Source organism: Streptomyces hamibioticus (genome assembly GCF_047946815.1).
GTDB lineage: Bacteria > Actinomycetota > Actinomycetes > Streptomycetales > Streptomycetaceae > Streptomyces.
On record NZ_JBKKQY010000001.1, the window covers coordinates 5,783,970 to 5,803,331 of the forward strand.

General features: G+C 70.4%; 14 protein-coding genes and 3 pseudogenes. 11 read left to right on the forward strand and 6 right to left on the reverse strand.

Features of this window, described 5'->3' with window-relative positions:
• Positions 1-52: 52 nt before the first annotated feature.
• The 8 genes from ACLGIH_RS26215 to ACLGIH_RS26250 all read left to right on the forward strand — a co-directional run bounded on the left by ACLGIH_RS26215 (position 53) and on the right by ACLGIH_RS26250 (position 10,152).
• Positions 53-3,052 (forward strand): M14 family metallopeptidase, encoded by a 3,000-nt coding sequence (locus tag ACLGIH_RS26215; protein WP_416527742.1) that lies wholly within the window; start codon positions 53-55, stop codon positions 3,050-3,052.
• A 228-nt stretch (positions 3,053-3,280) separates the two neighbouring features.
• On the forward strand, positions 3,281-4,288 hold the full coding sequence (gap, locus tag ACLGIH_RS26220; protein ID WP_416527743.1) for a type I glyceraldehyde-3-phosphate dehydrogenase: 1,008 nt from the start codon (positions 3,281-3,283) through the stop codon (positions 4,286-4,288).
• Between the two features lie 136 nt (positions 4,289-4,424).
• Positions 4,425-5,636 (forward strand): phosphoglycerate kinase, encoded by a 1,212-nt coding sequence (locus tag ACLGIH_RS26225; RefSeq protein WP_416527744.1) that lies wholly within the window; start codon positions 4,425-4,427, stop codon positions 5,634-5,636.
• A gap of 6 nt (positions 5,637-5,642) precedes the next feature.
• Entirely contained in the window at positions 5,643-6,419 is a 777-nt protein-coding gene (gene tpiA, locus ACLGIH_RS26230) for a triose-phosphate isomerase (RefSeq protein WP_416527745.1), read from the forward strand.
• Positions 6,420-6,519: 100 nt separating this feature from the next.
• Positions 6,520-6,756 carry a preprotein translocase subunit SecG gene (secG, locus tag ACLGIH_RS26235; protein ID WP_416527746.1) on the forward strand — a complete coding sequence of 79 codons (237 nt, stop codon included), beginning with the start codon at positions 6,520-6,522 and terminating at the stop codon, positions 6,754-6,756.
• Between the two features lie 217 nt (positions 6,757-6,973).
• Complete coding sequence (locus ACLGIH_RS26240) at positions 6,974-7,309, forward strand: RNA polymerase-binding protein RbpA (RefSeq protein WP_416527747.1); 336 nt, start codon at positions 6,974-6,976, stop codon at positions 7,307-7,309.
• Between the two features lie 175 nt (positions 7,310-7,484).
• On the forward strand, positions 7,485-9,137 hold the full coding sequence (gene pgi, locus ACLGIH_RS26245; protein ID WP_416527748.1) for a glucose-6-phosphate isomerase: 1,653 nt from the start codon (positions 7,485-7,487) through the stop codon (positions 9,135-9,137).
• A gap of 64 nt (positions 9,138-9,201) precedes the next feature.
• Positions 9,202-10,152, forward strand: coding sequence for a hypothetical protein (locus ACLGIH_RS26250; protein WP_416527749.1), 951 nt, complete (start codon positions 9,202-9,204; stop codon positions 10,150-10,152).
• A gap of 13 nt (positions 10,153-10,165) precedes the next feature.
• Here ACLGIH_RS26250 and ACLGIH_RS26255 read toward each other — a convergent pair.
• Positions 10,166-10,360, reverse strand: a pseudogene (locus ACLGIH_RS26255) (hypothetical protein); the annotation flags it as partial.
• Between ACLGIH_RS26255 and ACLGIH_RS26260 the strand changes: the two are divergent.
• Both ACLGIH_RS26260 and ACLGIH_RS26265 read left to right on the forward strand, forming a co-directional pair.
• Positions 10,359-10,505 (forward strand): annotated as a pseudogene (locus ACLGIH_RS26260) (carbohydrate ABC transporter substrate-binding protein); the annotation flags it as partial. The pseudogenes ACLGIH_RS26255 and ACLGIH_RS26260 sit on opposite strands and share 2 nt — an antisense overlap.
• A pseudogene (locus ACLGIH_RS26265) lies at positions 10,502-11,124 on the forward strand (carbohydrate ABC transporter permease); the annotation flags it as partial. The pseudogenes ACLGIH_RS26260 and ACLGIH_RS26265, both read left to right, overlap by 4 nt.
• Positions 11,125-11,309: 185 nt before the next feature.
• On the opposite strand, the gene pgl reads toward ACLGIH_RS26265, so the two are convergent.
• Genes pgl through tkt form a run of 5 tightly spaced genes read right to left on the reverse strand, consistent with a single transcriptional unit; the run spans position 11,310 to position 17,957 of the window.
• Positions 11,310-12,098 carry a 6-phosphogluconolactonase gene (pgl, locus tag ACLGIH_RS26270; protein WP_416527750.1) on the reverse strand — a complete coding sequence of 263 codons (789 nt, stop codon included), beginning with the start codon at positions 12,096-12,098 and terminating at the stop codon, positions 11,310-11,312.
• Positions 12,095-13,177, reverse strand: coding sequence for a glucose-6-phosphate dehydrogenase assembly protein OpcA (opcA, locus tag ACLGIH_RS26275; protein ID WP_416527751.1), 1,083 nt, complete (start codon positions 13,175-13,177; stop codon positions 12,095-12,097). Before opcA ends, pgl begins: the two co-directional genes overlap by 4 nt.
• Positions 13,174-14,697, reverse strand: a complete 1,524-nt coding sequence (zwf, locus tag ACLGIH_RS26280) for a glucose-6-phosphate dehydrogenase (RefSeq protein ID WP_416527752.1) — start codon at positions 14,695-14,697, stop codon at positions 13,174-13,176. The genes opcA and zwf overlap by 4 nt, the downstream gene beginning before the upstream one ends.
• A gap of 4 nt (positions 14,698-14,701) precedes the next feature.
• On the reverse strand, positions 14,702-15,820 hold the full coding sequence (tal, locus tag ACLGIH_RS26285; protein ID WP_416527753.1) for a transaldolase: 1,119 nt from the start codon (positions 15,818-15,820) through the stop codon (positions 14,702-14,704).
• A gap of 34 nt (positions 15,821-15,854) precedes the next feature.
• The gene (gene tkt / locus ACLGIH_RS26290; RefSeq protein WP_416527754.1) at positions 15,855-17,957 is read right to left on the reverse strand and encodes a transketolase; all 2,103 of its coding nucleotides are present in this window, start codon (positions 17,955-17,957) and stop codon (positions 15,855-15,857) included.
• 359 nt (positions 17,958-18,316) lie between these two features.
• On the opposite strand from tkt, the gene ACLGIH_RS26295 reads away from it, so the two are divergent.
• Positions 18,317-19,285, forward strand: coding sequence for a heme o synthase (locus ACLGIH_RS26295; protein ID WP_416527755.1), 969 nt, complete (start codon positions 18,317-18,319; stop codon positions 19,283-19,285).
• The last annotated feature ends 77 nt before the right edge of the window (positions 19,286-19,362 follow it).

The window sequence follows — 19,362 nt, forward strand, 5'->3', positions numbered from 1 at the left end:
TCATGAGCCTGGCAACGTTCGCTGCTGTGGCGGACCCACCCCAGGGGGGTTCATGAGACACAAAGCGAGATCGATCCTCGCTGTCGGCGCGCTCCTGCTCGGCGGAGCGGGCGTCGCACCCATCGCACAGGCGCAACCCGGCGCCCAGGCACGGCCCGGCAACCCCGCGAGCACGGATGCGGACGAAGTGAAGGTCTTCCGCGCCGACGTCACCCAGCAGCAGGTACCGCTGCTGCTGGCCGCCGGCCAGGACGGCCACGAACTCGGCGAGCAGGTGCCCGAGAAGGGCACGGCCACCGTCGAGGTCTACCTCACCGACCAGCAGGCCGAGAAGCTGGAGGAACAGGGCGTCGAGCTCACCGAGCACACCCTGTCCACCAAAGCCGAGAAGCGCGTCGAGAACGCCGCCGAGGGCGTCTTCCGGCCCTACGGCGGGCGCGGCGGCCTGAAGGAGGAGATCCTCCGCACGGCCCAGGAGCACCCCCGTCTCACCAAGGTCGTCTCCATCGGCAAGACGATCAAGGGCCAGGACATCCTGGCCCTGAAGCTCACCAAGCACGCCGACCGGACCCGGGACGGTGCCAAGCCCGCCGTCCTGTACCTGTCCAACCAGCACGCGCGCGAGTGGATCACCCCGGAGATGACCCGGCGGCTGATGCACCACTACCTGGACAACTACCAGAAGGACCGGCGGATCAAGAAGATCGTCGACTCCACCGAGCTGTGGTTCGTGCTGTCGGCCAACCCCGACGGCTACGATCACACCTTCGCGAGCGACGACAACCGCCTGTGGCGCAAGAACCTGCGCGACGTCAACGGCGACGGCGCCATCACCACCGGCGACGGCGTCGACCTCAACCGCAACTTCGCCTACAAGTGGGGCTACGACGACGAGGGTTCGTCCCCCAGCCCCACCAGCCAGACCTACCGCGGCGCGGGCCCGAACTCCGAGCCCGAGACCAAGGCCCTCGACGCCTTCCAGAAGCGCATCGGCTTCACGTACGGCATCAACTACCACTCCGCCGCCGAGCTGATCCTCTACGGCGTCGGCTGGCAGGTGGCCACCCGCACCCCCGACGACGTGCTCTACGAGGCGCTCGCCGGAACGCCGGAGAACCCGGCGATCCCCGGCTACCGCCCGCAGGTCTCCTCGGAGCTGTACACCACCAACGGCGAGGCGGACGGCCACGCCGCGAACGTCAACGGCCTGGCGATGTTCACCCCCGAGATGTCGACCTGCCAGACCGTCTCCAACGCGCACCCGGACGACGAGTGGGAGGCGCGCGACTGCCGGTCGATCTTCACCTTCCCGGACGACGAGAAGCTGATCCAGGAGGAGTTCGCCAAGAACGTCCCGTTCGCGCTCTCGGTCGCCGAGTCCGCCGCCCACCCCGACCGGCCGGACTCCGCGGTCGGCCTGGAGGCCGCCGACTTCACGCCGGCCGAGTTCACCACGTCGTACGGGCGCGGCGCCGACCAGGAGGTCTCCGTCGTCGTACGGAAGTCGCTGCGTGACAAGGAGCTGAAGTACCGCGTCAACGGCGGCCGGGTGCACGACATGCGCCTCCGGCCCTGGAAGGGCGGCGAGACCTACGGCGGCGAGGACAACATCCACTTCGACGAGTACCGCGCCGAGGTGAAGCACGGCGAGCCGGGCGACAAGGTCGAGGTGTGGTTCACCGGCCGGACGGGCCACGGCAAGCACGGCAAGCACGGCAAGCACGGGAAACCGGTCTCCAGCGAGCCCTTCACGTACACGGTCGCCGAACGGCCGCGCGCCGACGTCCTCGTCGTCGCGGAGGAGGGCGCGAAGGCCACGCAGGCCGAGGCCTATGTCGACGCGCTCAGGGCCAACGGCCGCCGGGCCGTGGTGTGGGACGTCGCCGAACGGGGCGCGCCGGACGCACTCGGCGTGCTGTCCCACTTCGGCACCGTCGTCCACTACACCGGCGCGGCCGGCCCGGGCAACGCCACCCAGCTCCAGCTGCGCGCGTACCTCAACGAGGGCGGCAAGCTGATCGAGGCCGGCGAGCAGGCCGGCGGTAGCGTCGACCTCGGCGGCGGCACCCTGTCGAACGACTTCAGCCAGTACTACCTGGGCGCCTACACCCGCACCTCCACCCCCGGCGCCACCGGCTTCACCGGCTCCGGCCGCCTCGGCGGCGCCGGCGGTCCGCTGGGCGACGCCCCGGGCAACCCGCTGGACAAGGCCGGAACGTACAGCGTGACCTCGGACGAGCTGCCTGTCGGCAGCCACCCGCAGTTCGCGAGCGAGGGCGCGGGACAGTTCGCCGGGACCGCCAACCCGTACGGGCCCTACGCGGGCGACTTCATGGCCGCCGCCGTGCACACCGACGACGCCTACAAGCGCCTCACCCGCACCGTCGACCTCGGCGGGGTGAGCGCGGCGCAGCGGCCCACCCTGCGCACCCAGCTGCTGTGGGACACCGAGAAGGGCTACGACCACGTGCTGGTCGAGGCCCGCACCGCCGGGTCCGACGACTGGACGACGCTCCCGGAGGCGGGCGGCGCCACCAGCGGCACCGTACCGACGGAGTGCCCGGCCGGGTTCTTCGTGGGCGGGCACCCGTGGCTGGAGCGGTACCTGACCGTCTCCTCCGACGGCTGCGCCGCGACCGGCACCAGCGGGGCGTGGCACAGCCTCACCGGGTCCTCCGGCGGCTGGCGGCAGGTCGAGTTCGACCTCGGCGCGTACGCCGGGAAGACCGCCGAGATCTCGATCAGCTACGTCACCGACCCGAGCACCGGCGGACGCGGCGTGCTGGCCGACCAGGCCGCGCTCGTCGTCGGCGGCACGGTGACCGGCACCGAGGGCTTCGAGGCCTCGCTGGGCGCCTGGCAGGTCGCGGGGCCGCCCCCGGGCAGCCCGGCCCTCCGCAAGGACTGGGCCCGCACCGGCACCCTGTTCCGCACCTACGGAGCCGTCACCACGGCCGACACCGTCCTGCTCGGCTTCGGCCTGGAACACCTCACCTCGGCGGCCGACCGGGCGGCTCTGGTGAGGAAGGCGCTGCGTGCCCTGGACGAGTGACCCGGCGGGTCGGCAGCGGCTGATGTCCTGTAGCGAAATCGGGTGATCCATCCCGTCGTCGCCGGGCGGTCCGTACCCCTACTGACGGGTACGGACCGCCATGCCGTGTATGGGCCGTCTCGATGTCACCCACGAGGCGTCGGAGAGGTAGGGTCGTAGGCGGTCGGGGACATCCCAAACACAGCTCGCCGGCACATCGGGCCGGCGTACCAACGAGGAGATCGGTTCGTGACGATCCGCGTAGGCATCAACGGCTTCGGCCGCATCGGTCGTAACTACTTCCGCGCGCTGCTGGAGCAGGGTGCAGACATCGAGATCGTGGCTGTCAACGACCTGGGTGACACCGCGACCACCGCTCACCTGCTGAAGTACGACACCATCCTCGGCCGCCTCAAGCAGGAGGTTACGCACACCGAGGACACCATCACCGTCGGCGACAAGACCGTCAAGGTCCTCTCCGAGCGCAACCCGGCCGAGATCCCCTGGGGCGAGCTGGGCGTCGACATCGTCATCGAGTCGACCGGCATCTTCACCAAGAAGGAAGACGCCGAGAAGCACATCACCGGCGGCGCCAAGAAGGTCATCATCTCCGCCCCGGCGAAGAACGAAGACGTCACCATCGTGATGGGCGTCAACCACGACACGTACGACCCGGCGAACCACCACGTCATCTCCAACGCCTCCTGCACCACCAACTGCGTGGCGCCGATGGCGAAGGTGCTCGACGAGAACTTCGGCATCGTCAAGGGCCTGATGACGACGGTGCACGCGTACACGAACGACCAGCGCATCCTGGACTTCCCGCACAAGGACCTGCGCCGCGCCCGTGCCGCCGCCGAGAACATCATCCCGACCACCACCGGCGCCGCCAAGGCCACCGCCCTGGTCCTGCCGCAGCTCAAGGGCAAGCTGGACGGCATGGCCATGCGCGTCCCGGTCCCCACCGGCTCCGTCACCGACCTGGTGGTCGAGCTCTCCCGCGAGGTCACCAAGGAAGAGGTCAACGCCGCCTTCCAGAAGGCCGCCGAGGGCGAGCTGAAGGGCTACCTCGAGTACACGGAGGACGCGATCGTCTCCTCCGACATCGTCAACGCCCCGGCGTCCTGCACCTTCGACTCCTCCCTGACCATGGTCCAGGAGGGCAAGAACGTGAAGGTCATCGGCTGGTACGACAACGAGTGGGGCTACTCCAACCGCCTCGTCGACCTGACGGTCTTCGTCGGCAACCAGCTCTGATCGCCTGACAGCAGGCATCTCGATGCGGTAGCAGGGCTCGGGCAGCGCAGGGTCGCGCTGTCCGGGCCCTGCCTCGCGTCCAGCACCACCAGCCCTCGTAGGATCACGAGCGATCAAGAGCCCCGGGAGCCTCTGCATGAAGACGATCGACGAACTCCTCTCCGACGGCGTGACGGGCAAGCGTGTCTTCGTCCGCGCCGATCTCAACGTGCCGCTGGACGGCACCACCATCACCGACGACGGCCGCATCCGCGCCGTGCTGCCCACCGTCAAGGCCCTCGCCGACGCGGGCGCGCGCGTGATCGTCGCCTCCCACCTGGGCCGCCCCAAGGGCGCCCCGGACCCGGCGTTCTCCCTGGCCCCGGCCGCCCAGCGCCTCGGTGAGCTGCTCGGCGCCGACGTCGCCTTCGCCGAGGACACGGTCGGCAGCTCCGCCGAGGCCGTCGTCTCCGGCCTCGCCGACGGCCGGGTCGCGGTCATCGAGAACCTGCGCTTCAACGCCGGTGAGACGTCCAAGGACGACGCCGAGCGCGCCGCCTTCGCCGACCGGCTGGCCGGCCTCGCCGACGTGTACGTGGGCGACGGCTTCGGCGCGGTGCACCGCAAGCACGCCTCGGTCTTCGACCTGCCCAAGCGACTGCCGCACTACGCCGGGTACCTCATCGCCACCGAGGTCGGTGTCCTGAAGAAGCTCACCGAGGACGTCAAGCGGCCCTACGTGGTCGCCCTCGGCGGCGCCAAGGTCTCCGACAAGCTCGCCGTCATCGACCAGCTGCTCGGCAAGGCCGACCGGCTGCTCATCGGCGGCGGCATGGCGTACACCTTCCTCAAGGCCAAGGGCTACGAGGTCGGCATCTCCCTCCTGCAGGAGGACCAGATCCCGGTCGTCACCGAGTACATCGAGCGCGCGGAGAAGAGCGGCGTCGAGCTGGTCCTCCCCGTCGACGTCCTGGTGTCGACCGAGTTCCCGGACCTGAAGACCAAGGCTCCGGCCAACCCCACCACCGTCGCCGCGGACGCCATCCCGGCCGACCAGGAGGGTCTCGACATCGGTCCCGAGACCCGCAAGCTGTACGCCTCGAAGCTCGCCGACGCGGCCACCGTGTTCTGGAACGGCCCCATGGGCGTCTTCGAGCACCCCGACTACGCCGAGGGCACCAAGGCGGTCGCCCAGGCCCTCGTCGGCGCCGACGGCTTCACCGTGGTCGGCGGCGGCGACTCCGCCGCGGCCGTCCGTACCCTCGGCTTCGACGAAAACGCATTCGGCCACATCTCGACCGGTGGCGGCGCCTCCCTCGAATACCTCGAGGGCAAGACGCTCCCCGGCCTCGCCGCACTGGAGGACTGACCCTCAATGAGTACCCGCACGCCGCTGATGGCGGGCAACTGGAAGATGAACCTCAACCACCTGGAGGCCATCGCCCACGTCCAGAAGCTCGCCTTCGCCCTGGCCGACAAGGACTACGAGGCCGTCGAGGTCGCCGTCCTGCCGCCGTTCACCGACCTGCGCTCCGTGCAGACCCTCGTCGACGGGGACAAGCTGCGGATCAAGTACGGCGCCCAGGACATCTCCGCCCACGACGGCGGCGCCTACACCGGCGAGATCTCCGGCCCGATGCTGGCCAAGCTGAAGTGCACCTATGTGGCGATCGGCCACTCCGAGCGGCGCCAGTACCACGCGGAGACCGACGAGCTGGTGAACGCCAAGGTCAAGGCGGCCTACAAGCACGGCCTGACCCCGATCCTGTGCGTCGGTGAGGAGCTGGAGGTCCGCGAGGCCGGCAACCACGTCCCGCACACCCTCGCCCAGGTCGAGGGCGGCCTGAAGGACCTCCCGGCCGAGCAGGCCGAGACCGTCGTGATCGCCTACGAGCCGGTGTGGGCCATCGGCACCGGCAAGGTCTGCGGCGCCGAGGACGCCCAGGAGGTCTGCGCGGCCATCCGCGGCAAGATCGCCGAGCTGTACTCGCAGGAGGTCGCCGACAAGGTCCGCATCCAGTACGGCGGCTCGGTCAAGTCCGGCAACGTCGCCGAGATCATGGCGCAGGCCGACATCGACGGCGCCCTGGTCGGCGGCGCCTCGCTGGACGCCGACGAGTTCGTCAAGATCGTCCGCTTCCGCGACCAGTGAGTATGCGCTAGCGGCGATACGTCGTACCCTTGCGGGGGCATGGTGGCCCACTCCACCGTGCCCCCGTCGTCCATCCGCATCCGAGGAAGTTGGTCCAGCCGTGGTTCTGGGGTTCTCCATCACCCTGCTCGTCTTCAGCCTGCTGCTGATGCTGCTGGTGCTGATGCACAAGGGGAAGGGCGGCGGCCTCTCCGACATGTTCGGTGGCGGCATGCAGTCCTCCGTCGGTGGCTCCTCGGTCGCCGAGCGCAACCTCGACCGGATCACCGTGGTGGTCGGTCTGCTCTGGGTCGCGTGCATCGTCGTGCTCGGGCTGCTGATGAAGGCCAACAACTGAAACGGTGACGCGCACGCGGCACGCACTTCTTCCCGTAAGGCCCCATGTTCGGGTCCGCGCTCCACGGCGCGGCCTATCATGGGGCCTGCGCCGTCGCAGCGGGCTCCGTGTAACTCCGCTCACTGGACGCGCGTTGGGCCTTACGTAGACTGAGGCGCTCGCAGCGAAGCGGAACGCCGACTCGCTTCGCGGCACCATCACGCAGGGAGTAACGACCGTGGCAAGTGGCAACGCGATCCGAGGAAGCCGGGTCGGGGCGGGGCCGATGGGCGAGGCCGAGCGCGGCGAGTCCGCGCCCCGTCTGCGCGTCTCCTTCTGGTGCTCCAACGGACACGAAACCCAGCCGAGTTTCGCCAGCGATGCGCAGGTGCCCGAGACCTGGGACTGCCCGCGCTGCGGCTTCCCGGCCGGGCAGGACCGGGACAACCCGCCGGACCCTCCGCGCATCGAGCCGTACAAGACGCACCTGGCGTACGTGCGCGAGCGGCGCAGCGACGCGGACGGCGAGGCGATCCTCGCCGAGGCGCTCGCCAAACTGCGGGGCGAGATCTAGGAATTGGACACCGGCCGGGCACCATGTGGGCGCCTGGCCGGACACGGTCCGGCCACCTCTGGCCACCTCCGGCCGGCGCCGAGCGCCGCCGTCCTCCTCGTCCGGTCGCCGCCGTCCTGATCAATTAGGTTGGGACCGGCAGCAGGGACAGGCACGAGAGAAGGCTGAAGCCCACATGAACGCAGACGGCCGTACCAGGCTCAACCAGACGCCCGAGTGGACCGCGCTGGCCAAGCACCGCGAGGAACTCGGCGAGACGCACCTGCGCGAGCTGTTCGCCGCCGAACCGGGCCGCGGTACCGGCTACACCCTCCGGGTCGGCGACCTGTATGTCGACTACTCCAAGCACCTCGTCACCGACGAGACGCTGCGGCTGCTGCGCGAGCTGGCCGCCGCCACCGACGTCTTCGGCCTGCGCGACGCCATGTTCCGCGGCGAGAAGATCAACGTCACCGAGAACCGGGCCGTCCTGCACACCGCGCTGCGCGCCCCGCGGGACGCGGTGATCGAGGTCGACGGCGAGAACGTGGTGCCGAAGGTGCACGCCGTCCTCGACAAGATGGCCGACTTCGCCGAGCGGGTCCGCTCCGGCGCGTGGACCGGCCACACCGGCAAGCGCATCAGGAACGTCGTCAACGTCGGCATCGGCGGCTCCGACCTCGGCCCGGCCATGGCGTACGAGGTCCTGCGCGCCTTCACCGACCGCGACCTGACCGTCCGCTTCGTCTCCAACGTCGACGGCGCCGACCTGCACGAGGCCACCCGCGACCTGGACCCGGCCGAGACGCTGTTCATCATCGCCTCCAAGACCTTCACCACGATCGAGACGGTCACCAACGCCACCTCCGCGCGCAGCTGGCTGCTGAGCGCCCTCGGTGACCGGGCCGCCGTCGCCAGGCACTTCGTGGCCCTGTCCACGAACGCCGAGAAGGTCGCCGAGTTCGGCATCGACCCGGCCAACATGTTCGAGTTCTGGGACTGGGTCGGCGGCCGCTACTCCTACGACTCGGCGATCGGCCTGTCGTTGATGATCGCCATCGGCCCGGCCCGCTTCCGGGAGATGCTCGACGGCTTCCGCCTCGTCGACGAGCACTTCCGCACCGCGCCCGCCGAGTCCAACGTGCCGCTGCTGCTGGGCCTGCTGGGCGTCTGGTACGGCAACTTCCTGGGCGCCCAGTCGCACGCGGTGCTGCCGTACTCGCACTACCTGTCGAAGTTCACCGCCTACCTCCAGCAGCTCGACATGGAGTCCAACGGCAAGTACGTCGGCCGGGACGGGCGCGAGGTCGACTGGCAGACCGGACCGGTCGTGTGGGGCACGCCCGGCACCAACGGGCAGCACGCCTACTACCAGCTCATCCACCAGGGCACCAAGCTGATCCCGGCCGACTTCATCGGGTTCGCCGAGCCGGTGGCCGAGCTGAGCGACGAGCTGAAGGCGCAGCACGACCTGCTGATGGCCAACTTCTTCGCCCAGACCCAGGCACTGGCCTTCGGCAAGACGCCGGACGAGGTGCGGGCGGAAGGGGTGCCCGAGGAACTGGTCCCCCACAAGACTTTCAAGGGCAACCACCCGACGACCACCGTCCTCGCGCGCGAGCTGACGCCGTCGGTCCTCGGCCAGCTCGTCGCCCTGTACGAGCACAAGGTGTTCGTGCAGGGCGCGGTGTGGAACATCGACTCCTTCGACCAGTGGGGCGTCGAGCTGGGCAAGGTGCTGGCCAAGCGGGTCGAGCCGGCGCTGACCGAGGGCGCCGGCGTGCCCGGCCTGGACGCCTCCACCCGGGCCCTGGTCGCCGCCTACCGGGAGTTGCGCGGCCGCGCGTGATGGGAGAGGGCCTCCCTGTGTAGACTCCCCGCGATCATGTCGCCATGACTCGGGGGAGGGCAACGTGGCTCGTTCGCCAGGGAGTTGGACGGGTGGAGACCTGACGGCGCGGGATCTGCTGCGCCCCGGGCGCGCGGCCCGCGCCGTGTTCCATCCGGTGTGGATCCCGGATGCGCTCGACCCGTCGATCGAGCGCCTCAAGCGGGTGCGGCTGATCGCCGGGACGATCGCGGCCGTCGGCGTCTACACCTACGTCGAGGGCGGCTTCGCCTTCGAGGAGATGCTGGAGAACATGCTGACGGCCTCCGCCGTCCTGCTGTTCATCACGCCGCTCACGGTCGGCGTGATGCTGTGGGTGTGGCGGCGCGGCGGCACGGTGCGGGCGCTGCGGACGCCGCTGCTCAACTCGCTGAAGCTGCTGCTGCTCTTCGTGGGCACCATCGTGCTCACGGTGTACCTGCTCCGCTCGGCGTCCCGCGCCGGCATGTTCGTGCTGGTGCTCGCGCCCCTGGCGTTCTGGCTGCTCGCCTTCGTGGCCCGCGGTGCCGTGTGCGTGTCCGGGAACTTCTTCGGCACCGCCGGTGTCCACCGCTGTCTGCCGCCGCTGCTCGCGACGGTGACGACCTGGCTGATGGCGCTCCCCGACCTGCTCACCGGCGATCTGCACGGCCTCGGTCTGACCTTGGGCATCGTCTTCATCCTGGGCGCGCCGGTCACGGTCACCGGCATCGCGCTGCTGGAGACCGGGCGGCTCAGGCGCCGGTACGGCATCCTGCTGGCGGCCCATCCGGCGATCCAGCCGCCGCTGCCGGGCCCGCCCCCGCCGATGCCGCCGACGGCACCGCCGTACCTGCCGCCGCAGGGGAACCCGTACGGCCACCCGTACGCGCCTCCGCGAAACGCCTACGGCCGGAATCCGTACGACCCGAGCCCGTACAGCCAGAATCCGTACAACCAGAGCCCGTACAACCAGAGCCCGTACAGCCAGAACCCCTACGACCCGGACTGCCGCTGACCGTCCGGCACGGTCACGCCACCGCGCTCAGCGTGTCCGCCGGCTGGCGCCGGGCCGCGCGGGACGCCGGCAGGGCGGACAGCGCCACCGCGCCGAGCACCGCGCCCGCGCCGAGGGCGAGCAGCAGCGCGGGGGAGGGGCTCCGGGCGATCCCGGCGCCGATGCCGCCGGAGGCGCCCTGCGCGTCGATCAGCCAGTGCGCGAGCGGAAACTTCGTGGCCGGCGTCGCCAAGGACCAGTTCGGCAAGTCGATCGGCGAGGACGCGGACTTCTTCCCCTTCCCGGCCGTCGAGGGCGGCGAGGCGCCCGTGGTCAGCGGCGGCGACGCGCCCGTCGTGCTGAAGGACGGCAGGCCTTCTGGAACACCGTGCTGATCTCGGTGCCGACCACGGTGCTGGTCGTGGTCGTCGCGGCGCTCGCCGGGTACGCCTTCGCCTGGCTGGACTTCCCCGGCCGCGACGCGGTCTTCCTGGTCGTGGTGGCGCTGCTGGTGGTGCCCGTGCAGATCGGCCTGCTGCCGGTGGCCGAACTCTTCGGCCGGCTGGGCCTGTTCGGCACGATCCCGGGGGTGGTGCTCTTCCACGTCGCCTGCGGGCTGCCGTTCGCCGTGTTCCTGCTGCGGAACTACTTCTCCGAGATGCCGAAGGAGATGCTGGAGGCCGCGCGGACGGACGGCGGCAGCGAGTGGGGATCTTCACCCGGCTCGTGCTCCCGGTGGGCCGGCCGGCCATCGCCAGCCTCGCCATCTCCCAGTTCCTGTGGGTGTGGAACGACATGCTGGTCGCCCTGCTGTTCGCGGACAGCTCCGCGCAGCCGCTGCCCGTGGAACTCCAGTCGCAGATCCGCCGGTTCGGCAGCGACATCGACGTCCTGGCACCGGGGGCGTTCCTGTCGCTGATCGTCCCGGTGGCCGTGTTCTTCGCGTTCCAGCGGCACTTCGGGCAGGGGGTGATGGCGGGGTCGGTGAAGTAGGGGGCTCCGGGAGTCTCTCGCCCCCGCCGCCCCTGCCCGTCCCGTCCCCTGGGGGCGGCGCCCCCAGACCCCCGCTTCGGCCTGGACGGCCTCGTCCTCAAACCCCCCAGAGGGGGTGCCCCCAGACGGGCTGGTATGCCGGCCCCTCCGGGGCTTGAGGAGCCGGGGGCGGGGGTGGAACACCTCTATGCGGACGCCGGTGGGTACAGGTCCCGTGGCAGCTGCGACGCCGCCGCCGCGTCCAGGAGCCACAGGGTGCGGGACCGCCCCCGCGCCCCCGCCGCCGGGGCCTGGATCTCGCCCGCCCCGGACAGGGCGATCGCCGCCGCCCGGGCCTTGTCCTCGCCGGCCGCCAGGAGCCATACCTCCCGGGCGGCGCGGATGGCCGGGAGGGTGAGCGTCACCCGGGTCGGCGGCGGCTTGGGGGAGCCGTGGACGCCGACCACCGCGCGCTCGGTCTCGCGGACCGCCGGCAGTTCCGGGAAGAGAGAGGCGACGTGCGTGTCCGGGCCCACACCGAGCAGCAGGACGTCGAAGGACGGCACCGGCGCGTGGTTCTCGGGCGCCGAGGCCCGGGCCAGCTCCTCGGCGTACGCCGCCGCCGCGGCGTCCACGTCGTCGCCGTGCGGCCCGTCCGACGCCGGCATCGCATGCACCCGCTCCGGGTCCAGCGGCACCGAGTCGAGCAGCGCCTCGCGGGCCTGCGTGACATTGCGCTCCGGATCGCCCTCCGGCAGGAACCGCTCGTCGCCCCACCACAGGTCCAGCCGGCTCCAGTCGACGGCGTCCCGGGCCGGCGAGGCCGCGAGCGCCGCCAGCAGGCCGTTGCCGTTGCGGCCGCCCGTCAGCACCACGGACGCCGAACCCCGGGAGGCCTGCGCGTCCACGATCTTGGTGAGCAGGCGGGCCGCGGCGGCCTGCGCCATCAGGTCCTTGTCGCGGTGCACGACCAGCTGGGGGGTGTGCGTGCTCACTTCGCCGCCGCCTTCCTCACCGGTGCCTCCTCCTGCGCCGCGTCCTTCGCGGGAGCTTTCGCAGCCGTCTCGACGGGAGCGGGGACCGCGACGGGTTCGCCCCCCGGGCCCCCGGGCCCTCCGGGTTCTCCTTTGGCGCTCGCGTCACCCGAACCCGCGTTCAACCGGTCCACGCCGTACCGCAGCGCCGACGCATAGGTGTCGTCCGGGTCGAGGCGCCGCAGCTCCTCCGCGATCAGCTCCGCGGTGTCCCGGCGCTTGAGCGCCACCGCGCGGTTCGGCTGGCCCTGGATGGAGAGATTGGCGAGGGTGCCGTCCCCCCGGTCCAGGACGATCGGGCCGCAGTCCGTGTCCAGGCGGACCGCCGTCAGGCCGGGCCCGGCGGACACCGACCGCCGCACGGGCACGTCCAGCCGGTCCGCGAGCCACATCGCCAGCAGCTCGCAGCTCGGGTTGAACTCCTCGCCCTCCACCTCGACGCCCTGCACCTCGCAGGCCACCTGGTCCAGGGCCGCCGCCAGCATCGAGCGCCACGGCGTGATCCGGGTCCAGGACAGGTCGGTGTCGCCGGGCGTGTAGGTGCCGGCGCGGGCGATCAGTTCCTCCACCGGCTGCTCGCAGGCGTAGGTGTCGGTGACCCTGCGCTGCGCCAGCGAGCCCAGCGGGTCGCTGGCCGGGTCCAGCGGCGCGTTCACCGGCCACCACACCACCACCGGCGCGTCCGGCAGGAGGAGGGGCAGGACCACCGACTGGGCGTGGTCGACCACCTCGCCGTGCAGCCGCAGCACCACCGTCTCGCCGGTACTGGCGTCCGCGCCGAGGCGCACCTCGGCGTCCAGCCGCGACTGCGTACGGTCCCGGGGCGAGCGGGAGACCCGCTTGATGACGACGAGCGTGCGCGAGGGATGCTCGTGCGAGGCGTCGCTCGCCGCCTTCAGCGCGTCGTAGGCGTTCTCCTCGTCCGTGACGACGACCAGGGTGAGCACCATGCCGATGGCCGGCGTGCCGATGGCCCGCCGCCCCTGCACCAGCGCTTTGTTGATCTTGCTGGCCGTGGTGTCCGTGAGGTCGATCTTCATGGCCGGCGCCAGCTCCGTCCGTCTCGCTCGAGCATGTCGTCCGCCTCGACGGGTCCCCACGTCCCGGCCGGATACCGGGCCGGCGTGCCGTGCCGGTCCCAGTACTCCTCGATCGGGTCGAGGATCTTCCAGGACAGCTCGACCTCCTCGGTGCGCGGGAAGAGGTTCGCGTCGCCGAGCAGCACGTCGAGGATGAGGCGCTCGTACGCCTCCGGGCTGGACTCGGTGAACGACTCGCCGTAGGCGAAGTCCATCGACACGTCCCGGATCTCCATCGAGGTGCCCGGCACCTTGGAGCCGAAGCGGACGGTGACGCCCTCGTCCGGCTGGACCCGGATGACGATCGCGTTCTGGCCCAGCTCCTCCGTCGCCGTGGTGTCGAAGGGGGAGTGCGGAGCGCGCTGGAGGACGACCGCGATCTCCGTCACCCGGCGGCCCAGCCGCTTGCCGGTGCGCAGGTAGAAGGGGACGCCCGCCCAGCGGCGGTTGTCGATCGCCAGCTTGATCGCCGCGTAGGTGTCGGTCTTCGACCTCGGGTCGATGCCCTCCTCGTCGAGGTAGCCGATGACCTTCGCTCCGCCCTGCCAGCCGGCCGCGTACTGGGCGCGTACGGTGTCCCGGCCCAGGTCCTTCGGCAGCCGGACCGCGCCGAGCACCTTGGTCTTCTCCGCGGCCAGCGCGTCCGCGTCGAAGGAGGACGGCTCCTCCATGGCGGTCAGCGCCAGGAGCTGGAGCAGGTGGTTCTGGATGACGTCCCGGGCGGCGCCGATGCCGTCGTAGTAGCCGGCCCGGCCGCCGATGCCGATGTCCTCGGCCATGGTGATCTGCACGTGGTCGACGTACGAGCGGTTCCAGATCGGCTCGAACATCGTGTTGGCGAAGCGCAGCGCCAGGATGTTCTGGACGGTCTCCTTGCCCAGGTAGTGGTCGATACGGAAGACCTGGTCCGGGGCGAAGACCTCGTGGACGATGGAGTTCAGCTCCTCGGCCGACCTCAGGTCGTGGCCGAACGGCTTCTCGATCACCGCGCGCCGCCAGGAACCGCCCGACTGGTCGGCCAGCCCGTGCTTCTTCAGCTGCTGGATCACCACGGGGAAGGACTTCGGCGGCACGGACAGGTAGAAGGCGAAGTTGCCGCCCGTGCCCTGCGCCTTGTCCAACTCCTCGATGGTGCCGCGCAGCCGCCGGAACGCCTCGTCGTCGTCGAAGGTGCCCTGGACGAAGCGCATCCCCTGGATGAGCTGCTGCCAGACCTCCTCGCGGAACGGGGTGCGGGAGTGCTCCTTGACGGCGTCGTGCACGACCTGGGCGAAGTCCTCGTGCTCCCAGTCGCGGCGGGCGAAGCCGACGAGTGAGAAGCCCGGCGGCAGCAGACCCCGGTTGGCGAGGTCGTACACGGCGGGCATGAGCTTCTTGCGAGACAGATCGCCCGTGACGCCGAAGATGACCAGACCCGACGGCCCCGCGATACGCGGGAGCCGTCGGTCTGCGGGGTCACGCAGCGGGTTGCTGCTTGACAAATTGTCAGCCCTCCGAGGGAGCGAGGCGCTTCAGCTCCGCCTCGGTCGACTTCAGCAGGTCGTTCCAGGACGCCTCGAACTTCTCGACGCCCTCTTCCTCCAGGAGCCGGACCACCTCGTCGTAGGCGATCCCGAGCTTCTCGACCGCGTCGAGGTCGGCGCGGGCCTGCTCGTAGGTCCCGGCGACGGTGTCGCCGGTGATCTCGCCGTGGTCCTCGGTGGCCAGCAGGGTGGCCTCCGGCATGGTGTTCACCGTGTTCGGCGCCACCAGGTCGGTGACGTACATGGTGTCGCTGTACGCCTTGTCCTTCACGCCGGTCGACGCCCACAGCGGGCGCTGCCTGTTGGCGCCCGCCTTCTCCAGCTCGGCCCAGCGGTCGGAGGCGAAGACCTCCTCGTAGGCCTGGTAGGCCAGGCGCGCGTTGGCGACGGCGGCCTTGCCGCGCAGAGCCTTGGCCTCGTCGGTGCCGAGCGCGTCGATCCGCTTGTCGATCTCGGTGTCCACGCGGGACACGAAGAAGGACGCCACGGAGTGGATCTGCGACAGGTCCAGCCCGCGCTCCTTGGCCTTCTCCAGACCGGTCATGAACGCGTCCATGACCTTGCGGTAGCGCTCCAGCGAGAAGATCAGCGTGACGTTGACGCTGATGCCGTTGCCGATCGTCTCGGCGATCGCGGGCAGGCCCGCCTCGGTGGCCGGGATCTTGATGAAGGTGTTGGGCCGGTCCACCAGCCAGGCCAGCTGCCGGGCCTCGGCGACGGTCGCCTTGGTGTTGTGCGCCAGGCGCGGGTCGACCTCGATGGAGACCCGGCCGTCCTTGCCCCCGGTGGCGTCGTACACCGGGCGCAGGATGTCGGCGGCGTCCCGGACGTCCGCCGTGGTGATCATGCGGATGGCCTCCTCGACGGTCACCTTGCGGGCCGCGAGGTCGGACAGCTGCTGGTCGTAGCCGTCGCCCTGGGAGATCGCCTTCTGGAAGATCGTCGGGTTGGTGGTGACGCCCACGACGTGCTGCTGGTCGATCAGCTCGGCGAGGTTGCCGGACGTGATCCGCTTGCGGGACAGGTCGTCCAGCCAGATCGCGACGCCTTCATCGGAGAGGCGCTTGAGTGCGTCTGTCATGGAATATGCATCTCCTACGTGTCGTATACGAGCGTCAGCGCTGGGCCGCGGCGATCGATTCCTTCGCCTTCTCGGCGACGTTCTCGGCGGTGAAGCCGAACTTCTCGAAGAGCACCTTGCCGTCGGCGGAGGCACCGAAGTGCTCCAGCGAAACGATGCGGCCGGCGTCCCCCACGTACTTGTGCCAGGTCAGACCCACGCCTGCCTCGACCGCGACACGAGCCCTCACGGACGGCGGCAGAACGCTGTCCCGGTACCCCTGGTCCTGCTCCTCGAACCACTCCACGCACGGCATCGACACCACGCGGGTGGGCACACCGTCGGCCTGGAGCCGCTCGCGCGCCTCGACGGCGACGTGCACCTCGGAGCCGGTGGCGATGAGGATCGCCTGCGGCGCGGCGTTCTGCCCGGAGGGCCCTTCGGCCTCGAACAGTACGTAGCCGCCCTTGGCCGCGTCGTCGTTCGGCTCGTACGTCGGCACGCCCTGCCGGGTGAGCGCCAGACCGTGCGGGGTGCCCTTGCCGAACTCCTTGGTCCAGCGCTGGAGGATCTCGCGCCAGGCGATCGCGGTCTCGTTGGCGTCGGCCGGGCGGACGACGTTCAGGCCCGGGATGGCGCGCAGCGAGGCCAGGTGCTCCACCGGCTGGTGGGTCGGGCCGTCCTCGCCCAGGCCGATGGAGTCGTGCGTCCACACGTACGTCACCGGCAGGTGCATCAGCGCCGACAGCCGCACCGCGTTGCGCATGTAGTCGGAGAACACCAGGAAGGTGCCGCCGTAGACGCGGGTGTTGCCGTGCAGCGCGATGCCGTTCATCTCCGCGGCCATCGCGTGCTCGCGGATGCCGAAGTGGATGGTGCGGCCGTACGGGTCCGCCTCCGGCAGCGGGTTGTCCGCCGGGAGGAAGGAGCTGGTCTTGTCGATCGTGGTGTTGTTCGAGCCGGCCAGGTCGGCGGAGCCGCCCCACAGCTCGGGGATCACCGCGCCGAGCGCCTGGAGCACCTTGCCGGACGCGGCGCGCGTGGCGACGCCCTTGCCCGTCTCGAAGACCGGGATCTTCTCCGCCCAGCCGGTGGGCAGCCCGCCCTTGGCGACCCGGTCGTACTCGGCGGCGCGCTCGGGGTTGTTGTCCCGCCACTGCTGGAAGGACTTCTCCCACACGGCGCGCGCGGCCCGGCCCCGGTCCAGCGCCTGCCGGGTGTGGGCGAGGACGTCGTCGGCCACCTCGAAGGACTTGGCCGGGTCGAAGCCGAGGACGCGCTTGGTGGCCGCGACCTCGTCCTCGCCGAGGGCCGAGCCGTGAGCGGCCTCGGTGTTCTGCGCGTTCGGGGCCGGCCAGGCGATGATCGAGCGCATGGCGATGAAGGACGGCCTGTCCGTGACCTTCTTCGCCTCCTGGATCGCGTCGTAGATCGCGTTCGGGTCCAGGTCGCCGTCCGGCTTCGGGGCGACGCGCTGCACGTGCCAGCCGTAGGCCTCGTACCGCTTGACCGTGTCCTCGGACACAGCGGTCTCGGTGTCGCCCTCGATCGAGATGTGGTTGTCGTCCCACAGCAGGACCAGGTTGCCGAGCTTCTGGTGGCCGGCCATCGAGGACGCCTCGGCGGAGATGCCCTCCTGGAGGCAGCCGTCACCGGCGATGCAGTAGATGAAGTGGTCGAACGGGGACTCGCCGACCGGCGCCTCCGGGTCGAACAGGCCGCGCTCGTAGCGGGCGGCCATCGCCATGCCGACGGCGTTGGCGACACCCTGGCCCAGCGGGCCGGTGGTGGTCTCCACGCCGGTGGTGTGGCCGTACTCGGGGTGGCCCGGGGTCTTCGAGCCCCAGGTCCGGAAGGACTTCAGGTCGTCCAGCTCCAGGCCGAAGCCGGCCAGGTACAGCTGGGTGTAGAGGGTCAGGGACGAGTGGCCGGCGGACAGCACGAAGCGGTCGCGCCCGACCCAGTCCGCGTCGGCGGGGTCGTGCCGCATCACCTTCTGGAAGAGGGTGTAGGCGGCTGGCGCCAGGCTCATCGCCGTACCCGGATGGCCGTTGCCGACCTTCTGTACGGCGTCGGCGGCCAGGACGCGGGCGGTGTCGACGGCCCGGCGGTCCAGTTCGGTCCACTCGAGGTCTGTGGTGGTCGGCTTGGTGCTCACCCTGAGTCAGGGCTCCTCTCCACATGTCGGATGCCGGTGCGTGTGGGCACCCACCGGCTGCCGGCGTTTGCGCATCGGCCGGCCGCTGCTGAGCCTACCCCCGTAAGTACGTGCGTTTTTCCCCCGGAATCCAGACTGCCGGGAGTCTTCGGAGTCCGCCTCCCGACTGGGCGAAACGGCATTCGGCAAGTGAATACGCAGGCGCTCATCTGACCGCTCATTCGACTCCCTGTACGCACGTCGGAGCACGCCCGCCAACACGACCCCACCCCCGCGAAGGGCGGGGTATGGGCAACGTCTAAAGTGGCGTGGTACGCGCGAGCCCCATTACCGCCGCTTCACACGGGGGGCTTGCTGGGATGTCTCTGTCAGGGGTGTGCGTGACGGCCGTTGAATCCCGTCCTGCGGGGGTTATCGGGACGAGCCAGAGCCCGAGTCACCGGCCGTTCGGGGCCCGTGTCAAGGCGTTCGTGGCGCTGACCAAGCCGCGGATCATCGAGCTTCTGCTGATCACCACCGTTCCGGTGATGTTCCTCGCCGAACAGGGCGTGCCGGACATGAAGCTGGTGCTGCTGACCTGTATCGGCGGCTACCTCTCCGCGGGCGGCGCCAACGCGCTCAACATGTACATCGACCGTGACATCGACGCCCTGATGGAGCGCACCTCGCAGCGCCCCCTGGTCACCGGGATGGTCAGCCCCCGCGAGTGCCTGGTCTTCGGCATCGCCCTCGCGGTGGTCTCGACGCTCCTGTTCGGCCTGACCGTCAACTGGCTGTCGGCCTGGCTGTCCCTCGGCGCCCTCCTCTTCTACGTCGTCGTCTACACGATGATCCTCAAGCGCCGCACCTCGCAGAACATCGTCTGGGGCGGCATCGCCGGCTGTCTGCCGGTCCTCATCGGCTGGTCGGCGGTGACCAACTCGATGTCCTGGGCGCCGGTCGTGCTGTTCCTGGTGATGTTCTTCTGGACGCCGCCGCACTACTGGCCGCTGTCCATGAAGGTGAAGGACGACTACGCGCGCGTGGGCGTGCCGATGCTCCCGGTGATCGCCTCCAACAAGGTCGTCGCCAAGCAGATCGTGATCTACAGCTGGGTGATGGTCGCGGTGTCCCTGCTGCTCACCCCGCTCGGCTACACCGGCTGGTTCTACACGGCGGTCGCCCTGCTGGCCGGCGGCATGTGGCTGTGGGAGGCGCACGGGCTGCAGAACCGCGCCAAGGCCGAGGTGACGGGCGCCAAGCTCAAGGAGATGCGGCTGTTCCACTGGTCGATCACCTACGTGTCGGTCCTGTTCCTGGCGGTCGCGGTGGACCCGTTCCTGCGCTGAGACACCCCTTCCCCGGCGGGCGGGGTGCGTGGCCAAGGCCACGCACCCCGCCCGTCGCCGTTTGATCTACCCGTCGG